This window comes from Cupriavidus sp. HY129 (assembly GCF_059492215.1).
Map to the genome: position 1 here is coordinate 62,365 of NZ_CP083254.1, position 22,703 is coordinate 85,067.

26 protein-coding genes are annotated in these 22,703 nt (G+C 65.0%); 13 read left to right on the forward strand and 13 right to left on the reverse strand.

Going from position 1 to position 22,703, the window contains the following annotated elements:
* The first annotated feature begins 1 nt into the window (after position 1).
* The gene (locus tag K6G35_RS00275) at positions 2–1,120 is read left to right on the forward strand and encodes a tyrosine recombinase XerC (RefSeq protein WP_035881228.1); all 1,119 of its coding nucleotides are present in this window, start codon (positions 2–4) and stop codon (positions 1,118–1,120) included.
* Here K6G35_RS00275 and K6G35_RS00280 read toward each other — a convergent pair.
* The gene (locus tag K6G35_RS00280; RefSeq protein ID WP_186425513.1) at positions 1,117–2,073 is read right to left on the reverse strand and encodes a transcriptional regulator GcvA; all 957 of its coding nucleotides are present in this window, start codon (positions 2,071–2,073) and stop codon (positions 1,117–1,119) included. The two genes, K6G35_RS00275 and K6G35_RS00280, sit on opposite strands and share 4 nt — an antisense overlap.
* A gap of 193 nt (positions 2,074–2,266) precedes the next feature.
* On the opposite strand from K6G35_RS00280, the gene K6G35_RS00285 reads away from it, so the two are divergent.
* The 3 genes from K6G35_RS00285 (at position 2,267) to lipA (ending at position 4,571) form a co-directional block, all read left to right on the forward strand.
* Positions 2,267–2,635, forward strand: a complete 369-nt coding sequence (locus K6G35_RS00285) for a DUF2917 domain-containing protein (RefSeq protein WP_008646630.1) — start codon at positions 2,267–2,269, stop codon at positions 2,633–2,635.
* 138 nt (positions 2,636–2,773) lie between these two features.
* Positions 2,774–3,502, forward strand: a complete 729-nt coding sequence (gene lipB, locus K6G35_RS00290; RefSeq protein WP_286880100.1) for a lipoyl(octanoyl) transferase LipB — start codon at positions 2,774–2,776, stop codon at positions 3,500–3,502.
* Between the two features lie 76 nt (positions 3,503–3,578).
* Positions 3,579–4,571, forward strand: a complete 993-nt coding sequence (gene lipA, locus K6G35_RS00295; RefSeq protein ID WP_008646626.1) for a lipoyl synthase — start codon at positions 3,579–3,581, stop codon at positions 4,569–4,571.
* Between the two features lie 62 nt (positions 4,572–4,633).
* Here the strand turns inward: lipA and K6G35_RS00300 are convergent, their stop codons facing one another.
* The 4 genes from K6G35_RS00300 to K6G35_RS00315 form a co-directional block, all read right to left on the reverse strand.
* Positions 4,634–4,804, reverse strand: a complete 171-nt coding sequence (locus K6G35_RS00300) for a hypothetical protein (RefSeq protein ID WP_160172180.1) — start codon at positions 4,802–4,804, stop codon at positions 4,634–4,636.
* 229 nt (positions 4,805–5,033) lie between these two features.
* Positions 5,034–5,642, reverse strand: a complete 609-nt coding sequence (locus tag K6G35_RS00305; RefSeq protein ID WP_008646616.1) for a hypothetical protein — start codon at positions 5,640–5,642, stop codon at positions 5,034–5,036.
* Positions 5,639–6,073, reverse strand: a complete 435-nt coding sequence (locus tag K6G35_RS00310; RefSeq protein ID WP_234706919.1) for a T6SS effector amidase Tae4 family protein — start codon at positions 6,071–6,073, stop codon at positions 5,639–5,641. Before K6G35_RS00310 ends, K6G35_RS00305 begins: the two co-directional genes overlap by 4 nt.
* 215 nt (positions 6,074–6,288) lie before the next feature.
* Positions 6,289–6,834, reverse strand: a complete 546-nt coding sequence (locus tag K6G35_RS00315) for a PAAR domain-containing protein (RefSeq protein WP_234706920.1) — start codon at positions 6,832–6,834, stop codon at positions 6,289–6,291.
* A 375-nt stretch (positions 6,835–7,209) separates the two neighbouring features.
* Between K6G35_RS00315 and pxpB the strand changes: the two genes are divergently transcribed.
* The 6 genes from pxpB (at position 7,210) to pcp (ending at position 12,128) form a co-directional block, all read left to right on the forward strand.
* A complete protein-coding gene (gene pxpB / locus K6G35_RS00320) occupies positions 7,210–7,860 on the forward strand; it encodes a 5-oxoprolinase subunit PxpB (RefSeq protein ID WP_008646610.1) in 651 nt (216 codons plus the stop codon).
* On the forward strand, positions 7,857–8,876 hold the full coding sequence (locus tag K6G35_RS00325; protein WP_495675976.1) for a 5-oxoprolinase subunit C family protein: 1,020 nt from the start codon (positions 7,857–7,859) through the stop codon (positions 8,874–8,876). The genes pxpB and K6G35_RS00325 overlap by 4 nt, the downstream gene beginning before the upstream one ends.
* A gap of 67 nt (positions 8,877–8,943) precedes the next feature.
* Positions 8,944–9,684 (forward strand): 5-oxoprolinase subunit PxpA, encoded by a 741-nt coding sequence (pxpA, locus tag K6G35_RS00330; RefSeq protein ID WP_008646606.1) that lies wholly within the window; start codon positions 8,944–8,946, stop codon positions 9,682–9,684.
* 67 nt (positions 9,685–9,751) lie between these two features.
* Entirely contained in the window at positions 9,752–10,495 is a 744-nt protein-coding gene (locus tag K6G35_RS00335) for a DUF969 domain-containing protein (RefSeq protein WP_008646604.1), read from the forward strand.
* 3 nt (positions 10,496–10,498) lie between these two features.
* A complete protein-coding gene (locus tag K6G35_RS00340; protein ID WP_035881231.1) occupies positions 10,499–11,449 on the forward strand; it encodes a DUF979 domain-containing protein in 951 nt (316 codons plus the stop codon).
* A 13-nt stretch (positions 11,450–11,462) separates the two neighbouring features.
* Entirely contained in the window at positions 11,463–12,128 is a 666-nt protein-coding gene (gene pcp / locus K6G35_RS00345; RefSeq protein WP_008646602.1) for a pyroglutamyl-peptidase I, read from the forward strand.
* Positions 12,129–12,144: 16 nt separating this feature from the next.
* Here the strand turns inward: pcp and K6G35_RS00350 are convergent, their stop codons facing one another.
* The 5 genes from K6G35_RS00350 to K6G35_RS00370 are packed head-to-tail and all read right to left on the reverse strand — an operon-like array spanning position 12,145 to position 17,109.
* Positions 12,145–13,467 carry a VanZ family protein gene (locus tag K6G35_RS00350; RefSeq protein WP_035881232.1) on the reverse strand — a complete coding sequence of 441 codons (1,323 nt, stop codon included), beginning with the start codon at positions 13,465–13,467 and terminating at the stop codon, positions 12,145–12,147.
* A 51-nt stretch (positions 13,468–13,518) separates the two neighbouring features.
* Positions 13,519–14,157, reverse strand: coding sequence for an ABC-type transport auxiliary lipoprotein family protein (locus tag K6G35_RS00355; RefSeq protein ID WP_495675977.1), 639 nt, complete (start codon positions 14,155–14,157; stop codon positions 13,519–13,521).
* A gap of 44 nt (positions 14,158–14,201) precedes the next feature.
* Complete coding sequence (locus K6G35_RS00360) at positions 14,202–15,143, reverse strand: MlaD family protein (RefSeq protein ID WP_008648921.1); 942 nt, start codon at positions 15,141–15,143, stop codon at positions 14,202–14,204.
* The gene (locus K6G35_RS00365) at positions 15,143–15,982 is read right to left on the reverse strand and encodes an ABC transporter ATP-binding protein (RefSeq protein WP_008648922.1); all 840 of its coding nucleotides are present in this window, start codon (positions 15,980–15,982) and stop codon (positions 15,143–15,145) included. The genes K6G35_RS00360 and K6G35_RS00365 overlap by 1 nt, the downstream gene beginning before the upstream one ends.
* Complete coding sequence (locus tag K6G35_RS00370; protein WP_008648923.1) at positions 15,979–17,109, reverse strand: MlaE family ABC transporter permease; 1,131 nt, start codon at positions 17,107–17,109, stop codon at positions 15,979–15,981. The genes K6G35_RS00365 and K6G35_RS00370 overlap by 4 nt, the downstream gene beginning before the upstream one ends.
* A gap of 160 nt (positions 17,110–17,269) precedes the next feature.
* Between K6G35_RS00370 and K6G35_RS00375 the strand changes: the two genes are divergently transcribed.
* Genes K6G35_RS00375 through K6G35_RS00385 form a run of 3 tightly spaced genes read left to right on the forward strand, consistent with a single transcriptional unit; the run spans position 17,270 to position 19,794 of the window.
* On the forward strand, positions 17,270–18,127 hold the full coding sequence (locus K6G35_RS00375) for a biotin--[acetyl-CoA-carboxylase] ligase (protein ID WP_495675978.1): 858 nt from the start codon (positions 17,270–17,272) through the stop codon (positions 18,125–18,127).
* The gene (locus K6G35_RS00380) at positions 18,124–18,957 is read left to right on the forward strand and encodes a type III pantothenate kinase (RefSeq protein ID WP_495675979.1); all 834 of its coding nucleotides are present in this window, start codon (positions 18,124–18,126) and stop codon (positions 18,955–18,957) included. The genes K6G35_RS00375 and K6G35_RS00380 overlap by 4 nt, the downstream gene beginning before the upstream one ends.
* Positions 18,958–18,999: 42 nt before the next feature.
* A complete protein-coding gene (locus K6G35_RS00385; protein WP_495675980.1) occupies positions 19,000–19,794 on the forward strand; it encodes an SPOR domain-containing protein in 795 nt (264 codons plus the stop codon).
* Between the two features lie 123 nt (positions 19,795–19,917).
* On the opposite strand, the gene rfaE2 is transcribed toward K6G35_RS00385, so the two are convergent.
* From rfaE2 to K6G35_RS00400, 3 genes are all read right to left on the reverse strand, one after another.
* Positions 19,918–20,409, reverse strand: coding sequence for a D-glycero-beta-D-manno-heptose 1-phosphate adenylyltransferase (gene rfaE2, locus K6G35_RS00390; RefSeq protein ID WP_008648234.1), 492 nt, complete (start codon positions 20,407–20,409; stop codon positions 19,918–19,920).
* A gap of 77 nt (positions 20,410–20,486) precedes the next feature.
* Positions 20,487–21,347 (reverse strand): ferritin family protein, encoded by an 861-nt coding sequence (locus K6G35_RS00395; protein WP_008648236.1) that lies wholly within the window; start codon positions 21,345–21,347, stop codon positions 20,487–20,489.
* A 129-nt stretch (positions 21,348–21,476) separates the two neighbouring features.
* Positions 21,477–22,661, reverse strand: coding sequence for a patatin-like phospholipase family protein (locus K6G35_RS00400; RefSeq protein ID WP_234706927.1), 1,185 nt, complete (start codon positions 22,659–22,661; stop codon positions 21,477–21,479).
* Positions 22,662–22,703: the final 42 nt, after the last annotated feature.

Here is a 22,703-nt window from a genome sequence, read left to right on the forward strand (position 1 = left end):
CATGCGCACGCGCCAGCCGGCACGCAACAGGGCCCATGCGGTCGCTGGGGCCGATGAGGCCGATGAGGCGTCGGCCGAGAGGCCGGCCCCAGACCCGCTGGTGGTGCGCTATCTCGACTGGCTGGCCACGAGCCGAAAGCTCGCCGCGCACACGCTGACCAGCTACGGGCACGATCTGTCCGTGTTGCAGTCGCAAGCCATTCGCCTGGCGCCCGGCGTGGCGTTGCTGGCGCTGGAGACCCGTCACATTCGTTCGTTTGCGGCGCGGCTGCATGGCAATGGCCTGTCGGCCCGCACCATCGCACGCACGCTGTCGGCGTGGCGCGGCTTCTATCTCTGGGCGGCGCGGCATGGTCACGGCGTACAGTCCAATCCCGTCGACGGCGTGCGCGCGCCCAAGCGTGGCAGGCCGCTGCCCAAGGCGCTCTCGGTCGAACATGCGGTGGCGCTGGTCGCCCATCGCCAGGACGACACCAACGAATCGCTACGTGATCAGGCTGTCTTTGAGCTGTTCTATTCGAGCGGCCTGCGGCTGTCGGAGCTGATCCAGCTCGACGTCCGCTATACCGAGGACGGCGACTATCGCTCGTCCGGCTGGCTCGATCTCGATGGCGCCGAAGTGACCGTGCTCGGCAAGGGTTCGCGCCGGCGCACCGTGCCGGTGGGCAGCAAGGCGATCCAGGCGCTGAAAGCCTGGATTCACGTGCGCGAGGCGATGTTGCGGCCCGGCGCGCTGCCCGAGGATGCCCACGCGCTGTTTCTTGGCACGCGCGGCCGGCGGTTGCCGATCAGCACGGTGCAGCAGCGCATCAAACGCCAGGCGCTGGCCGCAGGGGTGCCCAGCGATGTTCATCCGCACATGCTGCGCCACTCGTTCGCCACGCATATGCTGCAGTCGTCGGGCGACCTGCGGGCGGTGCAGGAAATGCTGGGCCACGCCAGCATCTCCACCACGCAGATCTACACCTCGCTCGATTTCCAGCACCTGGCCAAGGTCTACGATCAGGCCCATCCGCGCGCCGGTCGGGCAAGCAAGCCGCCCAAGGCATCCAGCGTGAAACCCGGCAAGTCGGACGAATCGGACGAGTTGGCCGAGCCGGACGATTCAGGCGAAGACTAGTTCCACTGCGAGAGGATGTTGCGGAATCGCTCCATCTCGGGCAGCAGCCAGTGCCGGAAGGCCTGGACTTTGGGCGTCTCCAGACTGGTATGCGTGCAGACGAAGTGGAGCAGCCACGGGCACGGAATGCTGACGTCGAACAATCGCACCACCCGGCCGGACAGCAGGTCGTTGTAGGCCAGCGACGAGCGGATCAGTGCCACGCCCTGTCCCTCGGCCGCAGCCTGCAGCAGCAGCGACGAATCCTGCAGCAGCAGGCCCTTCATCGGCTCGGGCCAGTCGAGCCCGGCCGCTTCGAACCACGGTTTCCACGGATCGCCTTCACCCCGCAGCAACGGCATGCCGGCCATGTGGGCCGGTTGCTCGGGCAGGCGGCCGCCGTTGTAGTTCGGGCTGCAGACGGGGAAGAACACATCGTCGAGCAGCCGCTCCACGTAGAGGCCCGGGTAGTGGCCGGTGCCCATGCGCAGCGCGATATCGACCTCCTCGCTGGCGAAGTCGACGAGCGAGTTCGACGACAACAGTTCGACGTCCAGTTCCGGATGCTGCTCGATGAAGCTGCCGATGCGGGGCGTCAGCCAGCGCGCGGCAAAGGACGGCATGGTGCTGATAGTCAGGCGCTTGTCGCGATTGCCGGCTTGCAGCACGCGCGTGGCGTCGGCGATCTGCAACAGCGCGTCACGTACGCGCTCGGCATAGAGACGTCCGTTGGTGGTCAGCATCACGCGCTTGCCCCGGCGCTCGAACAGTTGCTGCCCCAGTTCCTCCTCCAGCGCGCGAATCTGGTGGCTGACCGCGCCGTGCGTGACGAACAATTCGGTGGCGGCCCGCGAAAAGCTCTCGTGGCGCGCCGCGGCCTCGAAGGTGCGCAGCGCGGCCAGCGCGGGCAGGCGCGGAAACTCGCGCTTCCAGCTACGCGGTTCGTCGGGATTCCAGGCTCCGGTCCAGACCATGGTGCTCTCGGCTATGTGAGGTTGGCTAACAAGACACAAGAATATATATCGTTTTGATAGTGGCAGGGCAATCACTAGAATTCACTTCACCGGACACCGCTGAATGCAATGAATAACTGGCCCGGTCCAAATGCCAAGCCAGTTTCTGGACCCCCGCCAAGACAGCTGGAATCCGGACTCACGGAGAGTCATCATGAAAGCCCTGCTCACAACGACCGTCTTCACCCTCGCCCCCGGGGAAGTCACCGCGCTGTCGCTGCACGCGGCACAGCGCCTGTTCGTGGAAGATGCGAAAGGCATGGATGTATGGGTGACCCGCGAAAACGACTCGGAGGATTACTGGCTGCGCTGTGGTTCGAGCCTGATGCTCCGGCGCGGCGATGAGATCGTGCTCAGCGTGGACCCGCGTGCCGCCGGCACGGTACGGTTGGCGCTGATCGCCGAAGCGCGCCGTCCGGCGCTGACGCTGGCCGATGTGCCGCATCTTGCATATCGCGCCGTAAAGCGGCTGGTTCGAGGCACGGAGTGGACGCCCGCGGAAGACAAGATCACCGCCTCCTGATGCCGATGGGGCGGTGCCGGAGCGGCGGCTTAGAATTGTCTGGCCGCCGCGCGACGAACGCTGAACACCGGTATGACGAAGCAAATCGGGTCGGCCCGCGCTCTGCGTAGGCCGGCCCTTTTCGTTACACTCTTGCCCATGCATCCGATTCACGTCATCGACCGGGGCCGCCAGCCGTATCAGCCCTGTTTCGACGCCATGCGGGACTTCACCGCCACCCGCACGTCCGAGACGCCCGACCAGATCTGGCTGGTCGAGCATCCGCCGGTCTACACGCTTGGCCAGGCCGGCGACCCCGCGCATCTGCTCGCCCCCGACGCCACGATCCCGGTCGTGCAGATCGATCGTGGCGGCCAGATCACATACCACGGACCGGGACAGGTCGTGGCCTACCTGCTGCTCGATTTGCGCCGGCGTCACCTGATGGTGCGCGAGCTCGTGCACGATATCGAGCAGGCGGTGCTGGACACGCTCGCGGCGTATAATCTCGCAGCCGAACGCAAGGCCGGCGCCCCGGGCATCTACCTGTCCGACGGTACGCACCAGGGTGCCAAGATCGCCGCGCTTGGTCTCAAGATCCGCAACGGTTGCAGCTATCACGGCGTCAGCCTTAACGTGCAGATGGACCTGTCACCGTTCCTGCGCATCAATCCCTGCGGTTATGCCGGACTGGAAACGGTCGACATGGCTACCGCGGGCGCCGCCTTCACGGTGGCGGACGATGCCGGCGGCACGGTGCATCGGCCCGTCACCGCGACACAACAACCCGAAATCGCACAACGCCTGGCGGCGGCCCTGTGCGAGGTACTGGCAGCACGCGAAGCGCGTGCCCCGGTACCGGGACAAGCCGCTGCCGAGGCCGCCTGAGCATGGCTAGCCCGGCCCGAATCACAGCCTATATTTACAGCCTACATTGCACGCTGACGCGCGTGCGGAGAACAGTATGAGCGACGCCCCGATCGCCACGTCCAGCGAAGTCACGCAATCCCCTGCCGACTACGATCCGACCAAGAAGCAGAAGTCGGCCGAGAAGACCGCTCGCATCCCCATCAAGATCGTGCCGGCGGAAAAGCTCAAGAAGCCGGACTGGATTCGCGTCAAGGCTGCCACTGGCAATTCGCGCTTCTACGAGATCAAGGACATCCTGCGCGCCAACAATCTCGTGACCGTGTGCGAGGAAGCCAGCTGCCCGAACATCGGTGAATGCTTCGGCAAGGGCACTGCCACGTTCATGATCATGGGTGACAAGTGCACGCGTCGCTGCCCGTTCTGCGACGTGGGCCACGGCCGCCCGGACCCGCTAGACGTGAACGAGCCCGGCAACCTGGCGCGCACGATCGCCCAGCTCAAGCTCAACTACGTGGTGATCACCAGCGTCGACCGCGACGACCTGCGTGACGGTGGCGCCCAGCACTACGTCGACTGCATCTCGCAAACGCGCGAGCTGTCGCCGAACACGCGTATCGAAGTCCTGGTGCCGGACTTCCGCGGCCGCCTGGACCGCGCGCTGGACATCCTGCAGGCATGCCCGCCCGACGTGATGAACCACAACATGGAAACCGTGCCGCGCCTGTACAAGCAGGCCCGCCCCGGCGCTGATTACGCGCATTCGCTGAAGCTGCTGCAGGATTTCAAGCGCCGCAACCCCAATGTGCCGACCAAGTCGGGACTGATGGTGGGTCTGGGCGAAACTGACGAGGAAATCCTCGAAGTCATGCGCGACATGCGCGCCCACGACATCGACATGCTGACGATCGGCCAGTACCTGGCGCCCTCGAACCACCACCTGCCGGTTACGCGCTACGTCCACCCGGACACCTTCAAGATGTTCGAAGAAGAGGCGTACAAAATGGGCTTCACCCACGCCGCCGTCGGCGCAATGGTCCGCAGCTCGTATCACGCTGATCAGCAGGCGCATCAGGCTGGGTTTGCCTGATTGGATTGGCCGCCCTTTGCGCTTCGAAGCGGAGGGCGGCTTCCTGATTCTCCCAATCGGAATCAGACGAACGCGTAGTAGGCCGCGACCGCGAAATACAGCGCCAGCGTGAGCGCCGGCGCGCCCAGGCAAGCCTTTACCCACTGCCACGCTCGCCATCCACGGCGCATTCCCCAGTAGACGATCGTCGAAAACGCAAGCGCAGGACCGAAGAGGAAGAGCAGTAGCTGCACTATTGCTGTCCAATGGAGATCATCGCAATGATCGATCTCCCTGCATTCCCACGTGCGGTTGGGATTCACGGGCCAGTCGATCATGCGGACAAGGCTGTCGCATGCCAACGTCCACGCCAAACCGAAAATGGCGACCCCTACGACGACAAGCAGGCGGATCGTTCTGTTTCTCAAAAGGCAGTGGGAGGGGTGTCGGGGGATTTGCGCAATGATCGAGGTCCCGGCTTCATTATTCGTCGCACAATCTCATGGACTTGAGTGGACTGGCGCCGATTGCGTTTTCCCTTGGCACCAATGCGAAGCTCGGCCAATCGCGTTCGTTCACGGCAAGAAGCATGTTGGACTTGCATTTCATGTAGGCCGTCCGTGGTTCGCCCGAACAAGCAACGGCATTCAGCGCGCAGCGTTCCCACTGAGCAATTGGAACGCTTTCAGAGTAGCTACCCTCGGAATAGATGCTGTCGATATCACTGGTCGCAATGAGCATGTGTCGATGGGCCAAGTCGGTCTGTACCGATCGCGTTTGATCCACTTCGGCCAAGTACTTGATCGACTCAACAAAATAAAACGCTCCCAATGCCATCGTGATCAGGAGCGAGAATATGGCAAGCGCGATGAAGATTGATCGACTGCGAAAGATAACTCGCCAGTACAGCAGCAGATAGATCAATGCGAGCGCAGCGCAACCGGCAAGCGCGAGCAGAAAGAACACCGCAATGGTGTGCCTTCCACCAACGTGGTTGTGCCCAAACTCTCGCAAAAGATAGATCGGTGCGGTCGTTATCCCGATGAGCGCACAGGCTGTCGCCACTCTTTCAGTCATTTGCAGGATTCTCATTTCACCTCCCAAAACAGAATCTCACTTGAATCGGCCAAATTTGAGTAGCCGAACGATCTGTCGGAGAGCATTGACGGATATCCTGCCCATCGCCCAAGCGTGGAGAACGCGCCGGAAATGCTACTAATAGTGAGTCGGGCGCCGTTCCAGAGGTCGATGTGTCCACCGGTCAGCGTGCCATCGCTATCTCCGTCCTGTCGCCAGTAGCCATAGAAGTAAATGATGCCGGTTCGGCCGCGGACTTTCGCTTCCCAGTTCTCGCCGGTAATGTCCTGCGGTTCTGCCGGCAATCCGCAAAATGGCCGCTCCTGCTTCAGCCATGTGGCCATCTCATAGGCGCGCAGCGCGACTGGTTTGCCGTCTAGCAGGTCGCGTCCGAGAGTTTTCTTTCCTGGCATCTTTGGGACGTACTTTTGCGAGAAAGACTTCATTGAAACGCCTACCCTGTGAAGGGTTGCGCTCAGCCGAATAGCGCATTGATTCTTGTAGTTCCGGTTGAGGTGTGGGCTTCCGCCCACATAGTTCTTCCATAGTTCCCTAAACGTGATGGGCTCGACGTTGAGGCAGACTTGGGAGTTCGGCAGTCGGGTTGTGCGGACTTTGAACCTGCCAGTCGCGGGAACATTGTGGCGAGTGTTCTCGGACATTATTCCTCCTCGTCGACGGCCTCATCGCCCCAGAGAACGATGTAAGCCGATTCCAATTGTGTGGTAACTCGCGGTAGCTCTCCATTGGCGGGCACTCGGCCTTCCTTGATCGGGCCATCGGGCCCCTCAATTCGGTACCGCATTCCTGCCATCGAGCGTCCTGCGGCGGCAGTCAGTCTCACCTGCTCATCAAATGGCATCTGATCATCACTTCGATGTTCAGATTGCTCCAACGGCTTGCCGAACACGTCGAACCCCATGGCTGCGAGTTCCGCTGCTTCGAAGCTGTGAAACATCGCTCGCTGGGACGCGATCATGACGGGAGGGGGATCGCATCGGCAGACGCAGATATCGCCTTCCAATGCATCCTGCTTGCCCATCCAGTCATTGCGATGGCGTGGGCCGACACCGACGATCTGGCCTGTCGTCTTGCAGGCGGGGCAATAGACGCTAGCGCCCAGGAAGGTCATTTCCCGACCCATGATGGTGCACAGCGCGATTCCATCGAGCGCCTCGCCCCCCAAAGCTGACTTGTCACCTTTCACCAGATTGCATCGAATCATATGGACCCTCTATGTGGATAAAGAGGCGCTCAACATAGCATCGCAGATCCGTCACGCCTTTCCAGTTCACTGGCGCTTGCCCATCGTCAAATCGCACGTTGCTCCATGCCGACGCCCATGGTGATCCATAGTTAACTTTGTCACCATTCCGGCGTGTTCTTGTCGCTAACGGTGCATAACTACCTAGGGTCAACACCGAGTGCCGTGCACGGGTAAGTTTCGATACCATGAATTTATCGATAAATCGTCGATGAAATTCGATTGAGTCGCGTCGGCTTCATCGGCGAGTCAGCACCGTGGTCTTGTGGCGCCTACACTGCCTGAGATTGCGGGCTGCAGTTACCTCGTGAGTTCCAAATGCCTCAATGCACTGTCCATCGTCTGGCTGAACAGGCGCTGCTTTACAGCGTCGAGCCGCCGGCGTCGCTCGATGTCCAGCGGCGTATCTGGGCGATGGCCGCGCGTGCCGCCGACTGGCGGGGCGTGGTCGATGTGGTGCCGGGCATGAACAACCTCACCGTGACCTTCGATGGCACGGCGGACGTGGCAGCGCTGGAGCGAAACCTGAAGCTAGCCTGGGCTTCGGGAGAGGCACGCAATGCGACGGGCAGGCTCGTGGAAGTTCCGGTTCGCTATGGCGGCGAGTTCGGGCCCGATCTGGCCGATGTGGCCGCCCACACGGGCCTGACGCCCGCTGAGGTCGTGCGCCGCCATGCCGCTGGCGAGTACGTGGTCTATTTCCTTGGATTCCAGCCCGGCTTTACCTACATGGGCGGGCTTGCGCCCGAATTGGCCACGCCGCGCCGCCGCGAGCCGCGTCTGGCCGTGCCGGCTGGCGCGGTGGGCATTGGTGGCGAGCAGACCGGCATCTACCCGGCCGTGCTGCCGGGTGGCTGGCAACTGATCGGGCGTACCGACGCCCAGCTATTCGTGGCCGATCGTGATCCGCCGTCGTTGTTCGCGCCCGGCGATACCGTGCGTTTTGTTGCCGAGGAGATCCTGCTGTGATCGAGATCATTCGACCTGGCGCGCAGGCATCGGTGCAGGACCTCGGTCGTGTGGGTTTCCGCCGCTTCGGCGTGGGCCGCTCGGGCGCGGCGGACGACCTGGCGCTGCGCGTGGGCAATCGCCTGCTCGGGAACGATCCTGGCGCGGCGGCGATCGAGTTCACACTGGGCCGCGCCGCCGTGCGTTTCGAGGCCGACATGCGCGTGGCGCTGACGGGCGCCGAATGCAGCGCGAATCTTGACGGTGTCCCGGTCTGGTCGTGGCACGCGTTCGACGTGCGCCGTGGCGAGACGCTCACGCTGCCGTCGCCGCGCGGCGGCACGCGCACCTATCTCTGCGTGGCCGGTGGCATCGACGTGCCCCTGGTCATGAATTCACGCAGTACCGATCTCAAGTCCGGCTTTGGCGGTTTTGAAGGCCGCGTGCTGCGTGAAGGCGATCGCGTGCCCGTAGGCCGGCCCGGCATCGAGCAGGGGCAGGACTGGGTGGGCGTGGCTGCGCCGGGTTGGGCGCTGCCGGGGCAAGACGGTGGCAATGCCATCGCCATCCGCCTGCTGCCCGGCCCCGAGTACGCCGACTTCGAGCCGGCGTCGCAAGCCGCGCTATGGCAGTTCGAATGGACCATCACGCCGCAAAGCAACCGCATGGGCCTGCGTCTGCAAGGTCCCGCATTGGCACGCCGAGCCGAGCGCTCGGCCGACCTGCTGTCGCACGGCGTGGTGCCGGGCGTGATGCAGGTGCCGCCGTCAGGCCAGCCTATCGCCCTGATGAGCGATGCGCAGACCACGGGCGGCTATCCGAAGATCGGCACCGTGATTGGCGCGGACCTGTGGCGACTGGCGCAGGTGCCGCTGGGCGCGACGGTGCGCTTCCGCCAGGTCACGCTCGAGGAAGCCGCCGCCGCGCAGGCCGAGGTGGACCGCTACCTGCGCCAGATCGACCAGGCACTGGCATGGCAGCGCGACGGCATGCAGATCGCAGCACGGCGCCGCGCGACCACGCGCTTTGTCGCCTGAACGCCCAGACGACGCAACGACGCAACGAACAACGAACTCTGCCCCTACATATCCCCGGAGGACGCACATGCAAATCGATCTGAATGCCGACCTCGGCGAAGGCTGCGGCAACGACGAAGCCCTGCTGGCGCTGATCAGCTCCGCCAACATCGCCTGCGGCTGGCACGCGGGCGATGCCGCCACGATGCTGCAAACCGTGAAATGGGCGTTGGCCAACGAGGTGTCGATCGGCGCGCATCCGAGCTTTCCGGATCGCGAGAACTTCGGCCGCACCGAGATGCAGCGCGATCCCGAGGCGGTCTATGCCGATGTGCTGTACCAGATCGGCGCGCTCGATGCGATGGTGCGCGCGCAGGGCGGCGAACTTGCCCACGTGAAGCCGCACGGCGCGCTCTACAACATGGCCGTGCGCGACGCAAAGCTGTGCGAGGCGATCGTGCGCGCCGTGCGTGACTACGACTCAGACCTGGTCTTCTTTGGCCTGGCCAACAGCCAGATGATCGACATCGCACGCGCGGCGGGCCTGCGCGTGAAAGAAGAAGTCTTCGCCGACCGCGGCTACAACCCCGATGGCACGCTGGTCAAGCGTGGCACGCCGGGCGCGCTGCACGAGGACGAGGAAGTGGCCCTGAACCAGACGCTGTCGATGATCCGCGACAAGCAGGTGCGCGCGATCGATGGCACCTGGGTACCGATTCGCGCCGAAACCGTGTGTCTGCACGGCGACGGTGCTCACGCGCTTGCCTTCGCGCGCCGCATCCGGGAACGGCTCGGCGCGGAAGGCATTGCCATCCGGGCCGGCAACTGACGAGCCATCACGACGGGCTCACTCACGCGCTGGTTTTGCTCCCCCCAAACCTTATCCGGTGCACTCCATGGAAACCGCACTCAATCTTTGGCCCCTGCTAGGGGTCGGCGTCATCATCCTTGGCTTTGTTCTGCGGTTCAATCCCATGATGGTGGTGGCCGCGGCTGCTATCGTCACCGGATTGGCCGCGTCGATGCCTGTCATGCAGATCTTCACGGCGATCGGCACGGCATTCGTCAAGGCGCGCAACCTGCCGCTGATCATCCTGCTGCCGCTGGCGGTGATCGGCCTGCTCGAGCGTCATGGGCTGCGCGAGCATGCCCAGGCGTGGATCTCGCGAATCGCATCGGCTACCGTTGGCCGCCTGCTGATCGTCTACCTGGGTGTGCGTGAACTCACCGCTGCGGTGGGGCTGACGAGCCTGGGCGGCCATCCGCAGATGGTGCGCCCGCTGCTGGCGCCGATGGCCGAAGGCGCGGCCGAGAACCGGTTCGGTCATCTGCCCGAACCGGTGCGCCAACGCATCCTGGCGTTCTGTGCCGCAACCGACAACGTTGGCCTGTTCTTCGGTGAGGACATCTTTGTGGCCTTCGGCGCCATCGCGCTGATGCACACGTTCCTGCTGTCATCGAACATCGACGTCGAGCCGCTGCACATTGCCGTCTGGGGCATCCCCACCGCCATCTGCGCGTTCCTGATCCATGCCGTGCGCCTGAAGCGCCTCGATGGCTGGCTCGAGCGCGAACTCGGTGGCAAGCAAGCCGCCGGCACGCCGGCCACTGCTGTAGCCAACGCAGCGAAAGGGGAGTAAGCCATGATTGTCTCGATCGACTATCTCTACTGGCTGGCCGGCTTCGTCCTGCTGATCACGGCCCTGATGACGTTCACGGACAAGACGCACCCGCGTCGGCTGTCCACGGGGCTGTTCTGGCTGCTGTACGCGGTCATCTTTCTCGTCGGCGACAAGATCCCGCCCGCGATTGTTGGCGTGGGCGCGGTGGTGATGGCGCTGATCGCCGGATTCGGCGGCGTGGGGCAGGGCAAGCATGGCAGCCTGCCCGACGAAGAGCGTCGCGCCAGCGCGCGCCGCCTGGGCAACAAGCTGTTCATTCCCGCGCTGCTGATCCCGCTGGTCACGGTGCTCGGTACCGTGCTGTTCAAGGATGTGAAGATCGCCGGACTGGCGCTGCTCGATCCGAAGAACGTCACGTTCGTGTCGCTGGGCATCGGCTGTATCGTCTCGCTGATCGTGGTCTGCTGGCTCACACGCGACACGGTGACGCAAAGCATGCGTGAATCGCGTCGCCTGATCGAATCGCTTGGCTGGGCGCTGGTGCTGCCGCAGATGCTGGCGATGCTGGGTCTGGTGTTTGCCGATGCCGGCGTGGGCAAGGCCGTGGCGCACCTGACCACGGCGTACATCAACATGGACTACAAGCTCGTGGCCGTGGCGGTGTACTGCGTGGGCATGGCGCTGTTCACGATCATCATGGGCAACGGCTTTGCCGCGTTCCCGGTGATGACCGGTGGTGTTGGCGTGCCGATCCTGGTCGGCATGTTCAATGCGAACCCGGCCGTGATGGCGGCGATCGGCATGTTCTCCGGCTATTGCGGCACGCTGATGACGCCGATGGCAGCGAACTTCAACATCGTGCCTGCCGCGTTGCTGGAACTGGAAGACAAGAACGCCGTGATCCGCGCGCAGGTGCCTACCGCGCTGTGCATCCTGGTGGCCAATATCATCCTGCTGTACTTCCTGATGTAACCGGAGCCTGACCATGACCACCCGTACTGTCCTGCTGACCGGCTTCGAGCCGTTCGAGAACGAACCGGTGAATCCGTCCTGGGAGGCGGTGCGGGCGCTCGATGGCGAGCGCGTGGGCGATGCCTTGATCGTTGCGCGGCAGTTGCCCTGCGTCTTCGGCAAGGCCATCGAGGCAATGGACGCGCTGGTCGATACGCTACGCCCTGACGTGGTGATCGCCGTCGGGCAGGCCGGCGGCCGCACCGAGCTGTCGATCGAGCGCGTGGCGATCAATGTCGACGATGCCCGCATTGCCGACAACGCCGGGGCCCAGCCGATCGACGCGCCGATCGCCAAGGATGGCCCGGTCGCGTATTTCTCGACCCTGCCGATCAAGGCGATCGTGCGCGACATGCGCGCGGCCGGCGTGCCTGCGATGGTCTCGCAGACCGCAGGTACCTTCGTCTGCAACCATGTCTTCTATGGGCTGATGCACGTGCTTGCCCATCGCAAGACGGGCAGCACCGCGACCACGCGCGGGGGATTCATCCACATTCCCTATCTGCCTGAACAGGCCGCACGCCATCCGGGGGCGCCGAGCCTCGCACTCGATACGCTGATCGCGGGGTTGCGCGTGGCGGTGGCCACGTCGCTATCGACGGACGCGGATATTCGCGAGGGCGGCGGGCAACTGCACTAGCAGGAGCGGAGCGGCCTCAGGATTGCGGCCGCTTCGATTCCTGCTGCGCTTCCGTCGCGGCCGCCACCGCGCGCTCGGTGGCGCGGCGCCTCGCGCGCCGCACCAGCCGGCGTCGCACGCTGGCCTGCTCGAATCGCCAGATGATGTAGAAGAACGCCAGGAGCGGCCATAGCCAGCCCAGCCATTGCGCGAGGCTGTTGAAATGGATAAAGCGGCCCATGCGCCAGCCTTGCTCCGAAATCCAAGCGTACGGGTTCGACGGCAGCACGTTGGTCAGCACGATCAGCGTCGCCAGCGCCAGCGTGGCGAGGATCGCCCGCAGCCAGCGTGGCAGGCGCAACAGCAGCACCAGCACCAGCGAACTCGTCAGCAGCGCGAAGCGCCCCCCCTCGGACAGCCAGTTGAAGGCGTTGTCGTCCGGGAACTGCAGCTCGGCTACCGCGGCCTTGATGATGAGCGCGGCAGTCAGCAGGCCCGCCAGGATGCGCAGCATCGGCGCGGTGCGCCGCATGGCGATCGAGGCGAACAGGCCGGTGCCGATCCAGCTCGATGCTGTGACCATCGTCTCCAGCATCAACTGGCCTTGCATATCGTCAGGGCGCAGACCGATGTTGTCCTGCCATGCGATCAGCGCAGGGAAGTAGGCCTGCACCAGCTCCATCGGCCACGAGTCCGGGTCGGTCAGCCATTCCCGCACGATCCCGCCCATACCGAACAGATGCTCCTGCGGGAAGATCTGCGCGAACGGCCAGAGCAGGATCAGGATGATCGCGAAGCTCGCGTACGGCTCGAACCACGCATAGCGCAGTCGCGTCAGGGTGCCGCGGTCCACCAGCGCGCTGGTGAACGGCGCCACCACGGCCGCGCCGAGCAGCGAGCCCAGCGCATTCGTGATCAGGTCAATGTTCGAGGAGATGCGTGTTGGCAGCCAGGTCTGCAGCGCCTCCATCGAGCCGGACAGCAGCGCGCCGGCCACCAGCGCGATCAGCGTGGCCCGCGCGCCGGACACGCGCGGATGCAGAGACAGCACAACGAGCGCGCCGAACGGGCAGTAGCCGAGCACATTGGTCAGCAGGTCGAACTCGGTGATGTAGCGCGGCTTCGGCGCGGTCAGGAAGGCGAATGCCGAGACGCCGTTGTTGACCCATCCGGTGAACGGATAGAGGCTCGCGTACACCACGAGCAGTGTGAAGCAGAGCAGGCCCACGCGCGCCACCGGCGAGTGACGCGGCAGCAGCGCGACTTCGAGTTCGGACTGGCGCGTGTCCTCCGGTTGGCTCCGCTGCGGCTCCGGAGGCTCTGGGGAGTGGGGAGAGGGCGGGGGCGTTGCCTGTGCCATGACTACGGTAGGACGTCGAACGATGTGACCGACACGGCTACCACTCTACGCTCATCGGCGCTGCGGGGCCGGCGGCGCGGTCGATGCCTGCGCGCCATCGAGCGGGAGCGTCGCGGTCCAGTCTAGGATCGCGGCGATCACGGCATCGACGCTGGTCGAAAGTGCCTTGACGCCACCCTGGCCGTCCGCGCTTGGCGCCGGCTGTTCGGCGACGAACGTTTTCTGTCCGATCAAGCCCTTGTGGTAGACCGTGGCGCGGGCTCGAACCACGCCGCGGCTGCTGGCCGGGGAGTCGAAGACCTGTTCGAAGGCGAGCAGATCAACCTTGAGCGCCGGGATCGTCGTATCGCCCGACCATGACAGCGGGCCGCGAGCGGCCACAGCGTCGCGGAGGCGATCGTTGAACAGGTGCTGCGGGGAGTCTACCCAACGCTGCGTCGAGTACGCCTGCAGTCGCTGTGCCTGCGTGTACTGGAGCCGGTAGTAGATGCCGCTGCCGTCCATCCAGATCGGCCCGTCGGTCTGCGTGATGCGCAGCTTTGGCAACGGTGCCGGCGGCTGAGATGGCGCCGCTGCCAGCGGGCCGAAATCATAGGTGGTCGAAGGCGGCTGCGAGGACAGCACGCTGCAGCCCGACAGTGCGATCAGCAGGCCCAGCGCGGTGAATCGGAGAGCGGAGGCGATGGTCATGGTGAATTTCCGTCGAGTTACCGTCAAATGTGGGGCCCTGCGGATCATGGCGCCTTGAAACCCGGCTCGCCCGGGCCAGGCGTGAGCGAGGGGCCACCGAACAGCACGCTGCTTGGCTTGTCGTTGAACTGGCTAGCGGCGCGGTCGATGCTGCGCACCGCCTGGCGTGACTCGCGTGCCAGTCCGTTGATCTGTGGTAGCGTTTCCTGATTCACGATAGTGGTGGTGGACTGTACTGAATCGGCAGCCACCTGCAGGTCGTTGCCAACGCGGTTGACCGTGCGCATGACCGTGCCGTCGGGGTTGCCGATCTCATCGGTCAGCCGCTTCGTCGACACCAGCGCTGCGTTCAGGTTGTCCACGGCCTTGGGCAGCTTCTCGGCGGCCGGCTGCAGGGTCGACTTCAGATGCGAGTAGTCGTCTGCGGTCTTGTGCACGGCCCGGATGGCCGCCATCAACTCGTCGCGGTTGGCGGGCTGGAACATGCTGTCGAGCGATGCCATCAGTGTTTCGGCCTGCGTCAGCAGTGAATCGCCGCGCTTTTCCAGTTCCTCGAAGAAACCGGGCCGCATCACGATGCGCGCGGGCTCGCGTGCCGACGTCTTCAACGGCGGCGAGCTCGTCGTGTCGCCCTCCGTGCGCTCGGAATCGTCGAGCTGCACGTAGGCAATGCCGGTCACGCCCTGAAAGCCTAGCGTGGCATACGTGGTGCGCGTGATTGGCGTGTCATGGTTGATGCTGATACGGACGATGATCTGGCCCGGCACCTGCGGATCGAACTTGATCGACAAGACCTTGCCGACCTCGAGTCCGCGATATTTCACGTCGGCCTGCGGCCCCAGTCCGTTCACCGTCGATCGCGTGATCAGGTCGTACGGCACGCGCACGGTGTGATCGCTGCTGAACCAGAACAGCGAAACGGAAACCAGGATGGCAAGGCCGATGGTGAACACGCCGGCCAGGAAGGCGTTTGACTTGTTTTCCATCAGACTTCTCCAGGATGCGCGTCCGGCGCGCCGGGGCCCTTGGGAGCCGGCAGCGCCTGCAGCGCGCGCTGGGCGCGTTCGCCCAGGAAATATTCGCGAATGAATGGGTGGTCGACCTTGATCACCTCGGGAATTGGCGCAGCGGCCAGTACTCGATGGTCGGCCAGCACGGCCACGCGATCGGACAGCGCCACCAGCGTGTCGAGGTCGTGCGTGATCATGACCACGGTCAGGCCGAGTTCACGGCGCAGTTCGCGGATCAGGGCCACATAGTCGTCCGAAGCCATCGGGTCGAGGCCAGCGGTTGGCTCGTCCAGAAACACCAGCTCGGGTTCCAGCGCCAGGGCACGGGCCAGCCCAACGCGCTTGATCATGCCGCCGGACAGGTCGGACGGCATCTTGTCGGCGTCCTTGGCGGAGAGCCCCACCAGTTGCAGCTTGAGCAGCGATGCCCGGCAGATGAGGTCGTCCGGCAGCGCGCGCATTTCGCGCAGCGGCAGCGCGACATTGTCGATCACCGACAGCGCGGAGAACAGCGCGCCACGCTGGAACTGCAGCCCCCAGCGGCTGCGCAGGGCCTGCAACTGGTCAGCGGACAGTTCCGCGGGATTTTCGCCGAAGACCCGGATCGTGCCCGAGGTCGGACGGTCCAGACCGACGATCTGGCGCAGCAGCACAGTCTTGCCCGAGCCAGACCCGCCAACGATCGACAGCACCTCGCCGCGATAGACCTCGAGGTTCAGATCCTTGTGAACCACGTTGTCGCCGAAGCGCTTTTCGAGGTTGCGCACCTCGATGATCGTCTCGCGCGGGGTGCCGCGCTCAATGGTTGGACTCATATGCCGATGTCCTTGAACAGGATCGCGAACACGGCGTCGGCGATGATGACCACGGTGATCGACGTCACCACCGACGCGGTCGTGCCCTGGCCCAGGCTCTGCGTATTGGGTTTGACGCGCAGGCCGAAGTGGCAGGCTGTCAGCGCGATCAGCATGCCGAAGACCACGCCCTTGCACAGGCCGAACCACAGGTTGGCAACCGGCACGGCATCGGGCAACTGGCGCAGGAAGTACACGTAGCTGATGTCGAGCTGCAGGCGCGCGGCGACCATGCCACCGAATAGCGCCAGCAGGTCGGTCCAGGCCACGAGCAGCGGCATGGAGATGGCCAGGGCGATCACACGCGGCATGACCAGCCGGAAGCCATGGGAAATCCCCATGACGGACATCGCGTCGAGTTCCTCGGTCACCCGCATCACGCCGATCTGCGCGGTGATGGCCGAGCCGGAGCGGCCGGCGATCAGGATCGCGGCCAGCACCGGACCGAGCTCGCGGATAACGGCCATGCCGAGAATATTGACGATGAACGTGCTGGCGCCAAATATCCGCAACTGATTGGCCGACAGGTAGGACAGCACGATGCCGATCAGGAAGGCGACCAGCGCCGTGATGCCGAGCGCCTTGTAGCCGACGTTGTAGATATTCGCGGAGATTTCGCGCCAGGGGCCGCGATGCGGCGCGCGCAGGAAGCGCAGCAGGTCGAACACCAGTTGCCCGAGCATCGTGACGCCGACGCCGAGTTGGGCCAGAAACGACAGCACGCTCGCACCGACGATCGTCACCGGGTTGAAGCGTTCGACCATGTGCTTCTTCCAGCCCTCGGTGCGCAGGCCGGCGATGCGCGCGAACACGCGCTTCTGGCCGTCATTGAGCGACACGTTGTCAGGCATGTGGCCATTCCAGGCCTGCCAGATCAGTTGTGCGCCGATATGGTCGAGGCGCGTGATGCCATCGAGGGACCACTCGGCGTGGCGCGGCGCCTCGGACAGTTCGTGCAGTTGCGCGCGCAGGCCACGTGCTTCATGGCATCCGGCTAGCGCAACGGCCGTCCACTCTCCCTGCAACTGCACGCGGAAGTCGGTGTCCTGGCGCGATATCTCGATGACGGGTGTCGGCTGGCGTTCCAAATGAGGCTGATGTGATGGGCGAGTCTCGATTCTATGCTACTGGCCGCCGGCATGGCGATCAGACACCTTCTGACACGGTGGCGGCTACAATCTCGCCAGACCGCGCCGCGCGGGTTTGATTCCCTGAAACTCCCCGAATTCCGAGTTCTTTGCTTTCGACATGTCAGAAGCCCCCGACCGTTCCCCATCCGCCCCCGACTGGCGCATCGATGCCGATTCCCTGCATCGCGAGCTTGGAGCGGGTGCCGCGCACGCCTGGGCCGTCGAGGTGGTCGAGGAAACCGGCTCGACCAATGCCGACCTGACCCTGGCTTGCCGTGCCGCGCCATGGTCGGACGATGCGTGCAGCGTGCGGGTGGCCTATCGCCAGACAGCGGGCCGTGGCCGGCATGGCCGCCCGTGGCGGGGGCAAGCTGGCCTGACTTTCTCGGTGGCGATGCCGCTGGCGCTGGCGCCAGCGCGCCTGAGCGGACTGAGTCTTGCCGTCGGACTGGCGCTGGCCGAGGCGCTGGAGGACGTGGACGCGGCGCTTGGCGCGCGCGTTGGCCTGAAATGGCCAAACGATCTCCAGATCGACGGCCGCAAGCTGTCGGGCATCCTGATCGAATCGGTGCCTGCCGGGCCGGAGCGGGTCTGGGCCGTGATCGGCATTGGCCTGAATCTGGTGCGTGACCCGGAGATGGAAGCCGCTCTGGGCCGCGATCTGGCTGGTGTGGCCGAGGCCATGACGATGTTCGATCCGCAGCGGGACCCGACGCGCATCCTGGCTGCGATCGCGAACCGGCTGGCGCGGATGCGCGAGGCATTCCTGGTGGATGGCTTCGCGCCGATGGCGTCGCGCTGGTCTGCGCGGGATGCATTCCGCGATGAGCCGGTGCGCCTGCTGCACGATGGCGTGGTGCAGGCAGAAGGGCTGGCGCGCGGCGTGGATGGCGAAGGCTACCTGCTGCTGCACACGCCCGAGGGGCTGCAGCGCATCGCCAGTGGCGAAGTCTCGCTGCGCGGAGCCGGTGCATGAGTCGGCTCTTGATCGACATCGGCAACACACGGCTCAAATGGGCGTGGTGCGATGACGCGCCCGTGGCTGCGGAGCATGTCGTCGAGGGTGGCGCGGTTCTGCCCTCGCCTTGGCGACACGGCGGCGCGGCGGCGCACGCCGTGCCTGCCGAGCGCTCGGCGCTGGTCGGCACATGGCGGCAACTCGCCGCCGGGACCACGCCCGAGATCTGGATCGCCAACGTGGCGGGCCCGACCATCGCGGCGGCCATGGAGGCCGTGATGGAAGACGCATTTGGCGCGGTGTCGCCACATTGGGTACGTACCACTGCCGCGCACGGCGATCTCGTCAACGGCTATCGCGAGCCCACGCAGCTTGGCGTGGACCGCTGGGTCGGCAGTATCGGCGCGCACCGGTGGTTGCCCGGCGAGAGCCTGCTGATCGTGACGGCGGGCACGGCCACCACACTCGATATCGTCACGGCCACGGCGGATGGCGCCCGCTTCGAGGGCGGGCTGATCCTGCCCGGCCTCGAACTGATGCTCGGCACGCTGGCCCGCAATACTGCGCAATTGCCTGAACTCGATGTGCTCGACACCGGCGCGGGCGCCGAACGAGCCGTTCGGGCGTTGGGCGCGGACAACACTCACGATGCGATCGCGGCTGGCTGTCTGGCCGCGCAGGCCGGTGCCATCGAGCGTTCCTGGCGTGCGCTCGCGGGACGCGGCCCGGTCCGCTGCCTGCTCTCGGGCGGCGCGCGGCACGCGGTGGCTGGCGCGCTCGCGATGCCGTTCGAGATGCACGATAATCTCGTGCTGCTCGGGTTGCACGCCATGGCGCTGCCTGCCTGACATACCTGCGCAACCCCTATCCGTCGCCTGTCATTCGTCACCATGCTCCGCAAAGGTTTCAACGCCCTGCTGCTGATCCTGCTGCTCGTCAACCTTTGGCTTGCGGCGGCCGTGGCCGGCAAGTTCGGTCCGGAGCCACTGGCCGGCTGGGCAGAAAGCCCGCGCGAGCCGCAACGCCTGGGGCAACAGGCGCGGGTGGAGCGGATGCAGATCCAGCCGCCGAGGGCGGCGGCGGCCGCAGAGGAGGCAGTGGATCCGGCATCGTCCCCGGCCGTGCCACGCGCGGCCCAGCCGGCGGCCATCTCCAGCACCGCGCGCGCATCCGCCGATAGTTGCATGGAGGTGGGCGGCTTCACGGCGCAGAACGTGCAGCGCGCGATCGAGGACCTGAAGGCGATTGCCGTGACCGCACCCCTGCCGATGGAGCAGTTCGAGCGATCGGAGCAGGTGCGGTGGTGGGTTCATCTGCCGGCCCAGCCGACGCGCGAGAACGCCGATCGAAAGCTGGCGGAGCTGCGTCGCCGCAAGGTCACCGACGTATCGGTGGTGGCGGGCGAGAATCCCGAGTCGTACACGGTTTCGCTCGGACTGTTCCGTGACCGCGAGCGTGCCGACAAATTCCTGGAAGTGTTGCGCGGGCAGGGCGTGCGCACCGCGCAGATCAGCGATGCGCCGAGAGCGATCGCGCGGCAGTGGCTGCGCGTGGCGCACGCCGACGATGCCGTGCGCGCGCGGATGGACGAAGTGAGGCTGCGCTATGGCGGCGATGTGCTGCAGGACTGCCGCCCGGTGACCCAGGCGCGCGGCGAGCCAGTCGCGGCGCGCGCCGAGGGTTAAGAGGCGGTTTCAAAATGAAGCGAAGCGGTTCTGGCTAGGCGAGGGGCCGCGGACAGTACAAGTAGTACGGCAAGGCCACGCAACGACGCCAGAATCTTCTTGAAACGGCTTCTAAAACCCGGCTCAGCCGCCGCGTACCTTCGTCAGCAGCTTGGTGGTCGAGCGGTCGTGCAGGAACTGGATCGCGTACGCCTGTCCGCCCCAGCTACGCACCAGCCGCGTTTCCTCCAGCGTGTCGATGTCGTAGTCGCCGCCCTTCACATAAACGTCCGGCCGCACCAGCCGGATCAGTTCCACCGGCGTCTTCTCGCGGAACATCGCTACCAGATCCACGGACGCGAGCGCGGCCAGCAGCGCCATGCGGTCGGCATCGTGATTGAGCGGGCGGTCGTCGCCCTTGCCGAGCATCTTCACCGAAGCGTCGCTGTTCACCCCGACCACCAGGCTGGCGCCCATCGCGCGCGCCTGCGCCAGATACGTGGCGTGGCCGCGGTGGAGGATGTCGAACACGCCGTTGGTGAAGACCAGCGGGCGCGGCAGCTTTGCCACTGCGGCGTGCAGGGCCGCGACATCGTCGGCGGGGACCAGCTTGGATTCGAAGGCGGGTGCGTTCATGGGTCGTGGAGAAAGAAAAACCCCATCGTATCCGATGGGGTTTGGCATGTTCAGGCGCTCAAGCGGGGTCGGAACACTCAGGCCTGGGCAGGCTGGGCACCGCCGCCCTGCAGGCTGACGTTCAGTTCCTTGCGGTAGCGGTTCAGGTCCTGCACCGTGTCGAACGTGCGCTCGAACAGCAGCGACATGTTGTGCAGAATCCGCTCGATGACCTTCTTTTCCCAGATCTCGTCGAAGCGGATCTGTTCGTCGAGCCAGTGCTCGAGCCAGTCCGGATCGGGCAGGCGGGACTGCACCGTGTCGTTCGGGAACAGCGCCTTGTTCACGTGCAGGTTGGTCGGGTGCAGCGGCTTTTCCGTGCGACGGGCCGACGCCATCAGCACGCCGATCTTGGCGAACGCGGCACGCGCGTTGTCGCCAAACTGGTTCAGGTACTTCTTCATGTAGCGCAGGTAGGCGCCGCCATGGCGTGCCTCGTCCTGCGACAGCGTGCGGTAGATATGCTTGATCACCGGTTCCGAGTGCCATTCGGCGGCACGGCGGTACCAGTGGTTCAGGCGAATCTCGCCGCAGAAATGCAGCATCAACGTTTCCAGCGGCGGAGCCGGATCGAACTCGAAGCGCACGGCGTGCAGCTCTTCCTCGGTCGGCACCAGGTCCGGACGGAAACGGCGCAGGTACTCCATCAGCACCAGCGAGTGCTTCTGTTCCTCGAAGAACCAGATGCTCATGAACGCCGAAAAGTCGGAGTCGTGGCGGTTGTCGCGCAGGAACATCTCCGTGGCGGGCAGGGCCGACCATTCGGTGATGGCATTCATGCGGATGGTTTTCGCCTGGTCGTCAGTGAGCAGGCTGGCGTCGAAGGTATCCCAGGGGATGTCCTTGTCCATATGCCAGCGGACCGCCTCCAACGATTTGAACAGTTCGGGGTAGAGCATGCTAAGCCTTTGAAATTACGGGCGGATTCTACCAGACAAGAATTATTCTCGAATGATTTCTCTACTCCGTTGTAGCCCGGATCGTAGCGATTTCAATCGGATTGCCGCTTGTTGTCGCAAAAAGTGGCGCTATTGCGACACTTCTGTCACTTCTTTTTTGACCGGCGTGGTTTCCGGCACCACACCATAGAGGAAAGCGGCGATCTGGTCGCCCTGGGCGGCCGCGTCACGTTCGCCCAGCGCCAGCAAGGCCTGGGTGAACTCGGGTTCGAACAACAGATAGCTCGCGAACGCGGCGCCGCGCGCCTCGGTGCCGCCCAGTGGCGACAGGAACGCGCGCACGGTGCGTGGCAGGCGATTCAGGTGCTCGGCTGCGATGGCCTCGATCGGCTCGCTGGGTGAAATCGTCATGACCTGCACCGGGCGCCAGCCTTCGGTGTCGTTGGCCATCTCGGGCATCCGCGACAGCAGCCGGTTGATGTGCATGAGTCGCTCGATGTCGGCCTGCAGGCCATCCAGGAAGATGCTGGCCAGGGCCTGGCCGCCAACCTGCGCCAGCGACGGATAGCCGCCTGATGGCACGGTATCGAACCAGCCGGCCCGCTGGCGCGACGCGGCGCCGATGGCCAGGATGCGCGACGCGCCAAGGTGAATCGCGGGCGATAGCGGCGACATCTGCCGCATCGTGCCGTCGCCGAACCATTCGTGATGGCCTTCGAGTTCGAGCGGTATGGCCGGGAACAGGAACGGAATCGAGGCCGATGCCAGTAGGTGATCGACGCCAATCGCGGACTCCACGGCCATGCGCTGGCTGCGTTGCCATCCGTGGATACGCCGGTGAGACTGATAGAACGTGACATGGCGGCCGGTGCTATACGACAGCGCCGTGACCGCGAAGGCCTGCAGCACGCCGGCGTCCAGACTGGCCTGGACCCGTTCCGGCTCGAACAGCTCGGTCAGGAAGCTGCCGAGCGGCGCATTGTCGAACAGCGCGCGCGGCGATGACCGCCGCGTGACCCAGCCGAAGGCCAGCGAGGACAGCCATCGCGCGCCGGAAACGCCCACGCGCAGCACGTCAGTCCGGTAGACGTCGTCGGCGTGCAGGCTGTGCCAGAGCGCTGACAGCTTGTCCGTGGCTGCACGGAAGTCGGCGGCGCCGACCGCCAGCCCCGCGCCATTGATCGCACCCGCGGATGTCCCGGCGATGATGCCGAACGGCAGCGGGCAATGCGCCAGCCCAAGACGTGCGGCGATCTTCGCGATACCGGACAGCACACCGGCCTGGTACGCGGCCCGCGCGCCGCCGCCCATCATCACCAGAGCGGTGCTCTGGCGCTGGCGGGCGCGGGCCGAAGC

Coding starts and splice junctions, on each gene's coding strand:
- K6G35_RS00275 (WP_035881228.1), top strand. CDS start 2: ATGCGCACGCGCCAGCCGGCACGCAACAGGGCCCATGCGGTCGCTGGG.
- K6G35_RS00280 (WP_186425513.1), bottom strand. CDS start 2,073: ATGGTCTGGACCGGAGCCTGGAATCCCGACGAACCGCGTAGCTGGAAG.
- K6G35_RS00285 (WP_008646630.1), top strand. CDS start 2,267: ATGAAAGCCCTGCTCACAACGACCGTCTTCACCCTCGCCCCCGGGGAA.
- lipB (WP_286880100.1), top strand. CDS start 2,774: ATGCATCCGATTCACGTCATCGACCGGGGCCGCCAGCCGTATCAGCCC.
- lipA (WP_008646626.1), top strand. CDS start 3,579: ATGAGCGACGCCCCGATCGCCACGTCCAGCGAAGTCACGCAATCCCCT.
- K6G35_RS00305 (WP_008646616.1), bottom strand. CDS start 5,642: ATGAGAATCCTGCAAATGACTGAAAGAGTGGCGACAGCCTGTGCGCTC.
- K6G35_RS00310 (WP_234706919.1), bottom strand. CDS start 6,073: ATGAAGTCTTTCTCGCAAAAGTACGTCCCAAAGATGCCAGGAAAGAAA.
- pxpB (WP_008646610.1), top strand. CDS start 7,210: ATGCCTCAATGCACTGTCCATCGTCTGGCTGAACAGGCGCTGCTTTAC.
- pxpA (WP_008646606.1), top strand. CDS start 8,944: ATGCAAATCGATCTGAATGCCGACCTCGGCGAAGGCTGCGGCAACGAC.
- K6G35_RS00335 (WP_008646604.1), top strand. CDS start 9,752: ATGGAAACCGCACTCAATCTTTGGCCCCTGCTAGGGGTCGGCGTCATC.
- K6G35_RS00340 (WP_035881231.1), top strand. CDS start 10,499: ATGATTGTCTCGATCGACTATCTCTACTGGCTGGCCGGCTTCGTCCTG.
- pcp (WP_008646602.1), top strand. CDS start 11,463: ATGACCACCCGTACTGTCCTGCTGACCGGCTTCGAGCCGTTCGAGAAC.
- K6G35_RS00350 (WP_035881232.1), bottom strand. CDS start 13,467: ATGGCACAGGCAACGCCCCCGCCCTCTCCCCACTCCCCAGAGCCTCCG.
- K6G35_RS00355 (WP_495675977.1), bottom strand. CDS start 14,157: ATGACCATCGCCTCCGCTCTCCGATTCACCGCGCTGGGCCTGCTGATC.
- K6G35_RS00360 (WP_008648921.1), bottom strand. CDS start 15,143: ATGGAAAACAAGTCAAACGCCTTCCTGGCCGGCGTGTTCACCATCGGC.
- K6G35_RS00365 (WP_008648922.1), bottom strand. CDS start 15,982: ATGAGTCCAACCATTGAGCGCGGCACCCCGCGCGAGACGATCATCGAG.
- K6G35_RS00375 (WP_495675978.1), top strand. CDS start 17,270: ATGTCAGAAGCCCCCGACCGTTCCCCATCCGCCCCCGACTGGCGCATC.
- K6G35_RS00380 (WP_495675979.1), top strand. CDS start 18,124: ATGAGTCGGCTCTTGATCGACATCGGCAACACACGGCTCAAATGGGCG.
- K6G35_RS00385 (WP_495675980.1), top strand. CDS start 19,000: ATGCTCCGCAAAGGTTTCAACGCCCTGCTGCTGATCCTGCTGCTCGTC.
- rfaE2 (WP_008648234.1), bottom strand. CDS start 20,409: ATGAACGCACCCGCCTTCGAATCCAAGCTGGTCCCCGCCGACGATGTC.
- K6G35_RS00395 (WP_008648236.1), bottom strand. CDS start 21,347: ATGCTCTACCCCGAACTGTTCAAATCGTTGGAGGCGGTCCGCTGGCAT.
- K6G35_RS00400 (WP_234706927.1), bottom strand. CDS start 22,661: ATGATGGGCGGCGGCGCGCGGGCCGCGTACCAGGCCGGTGTGCTGTCC.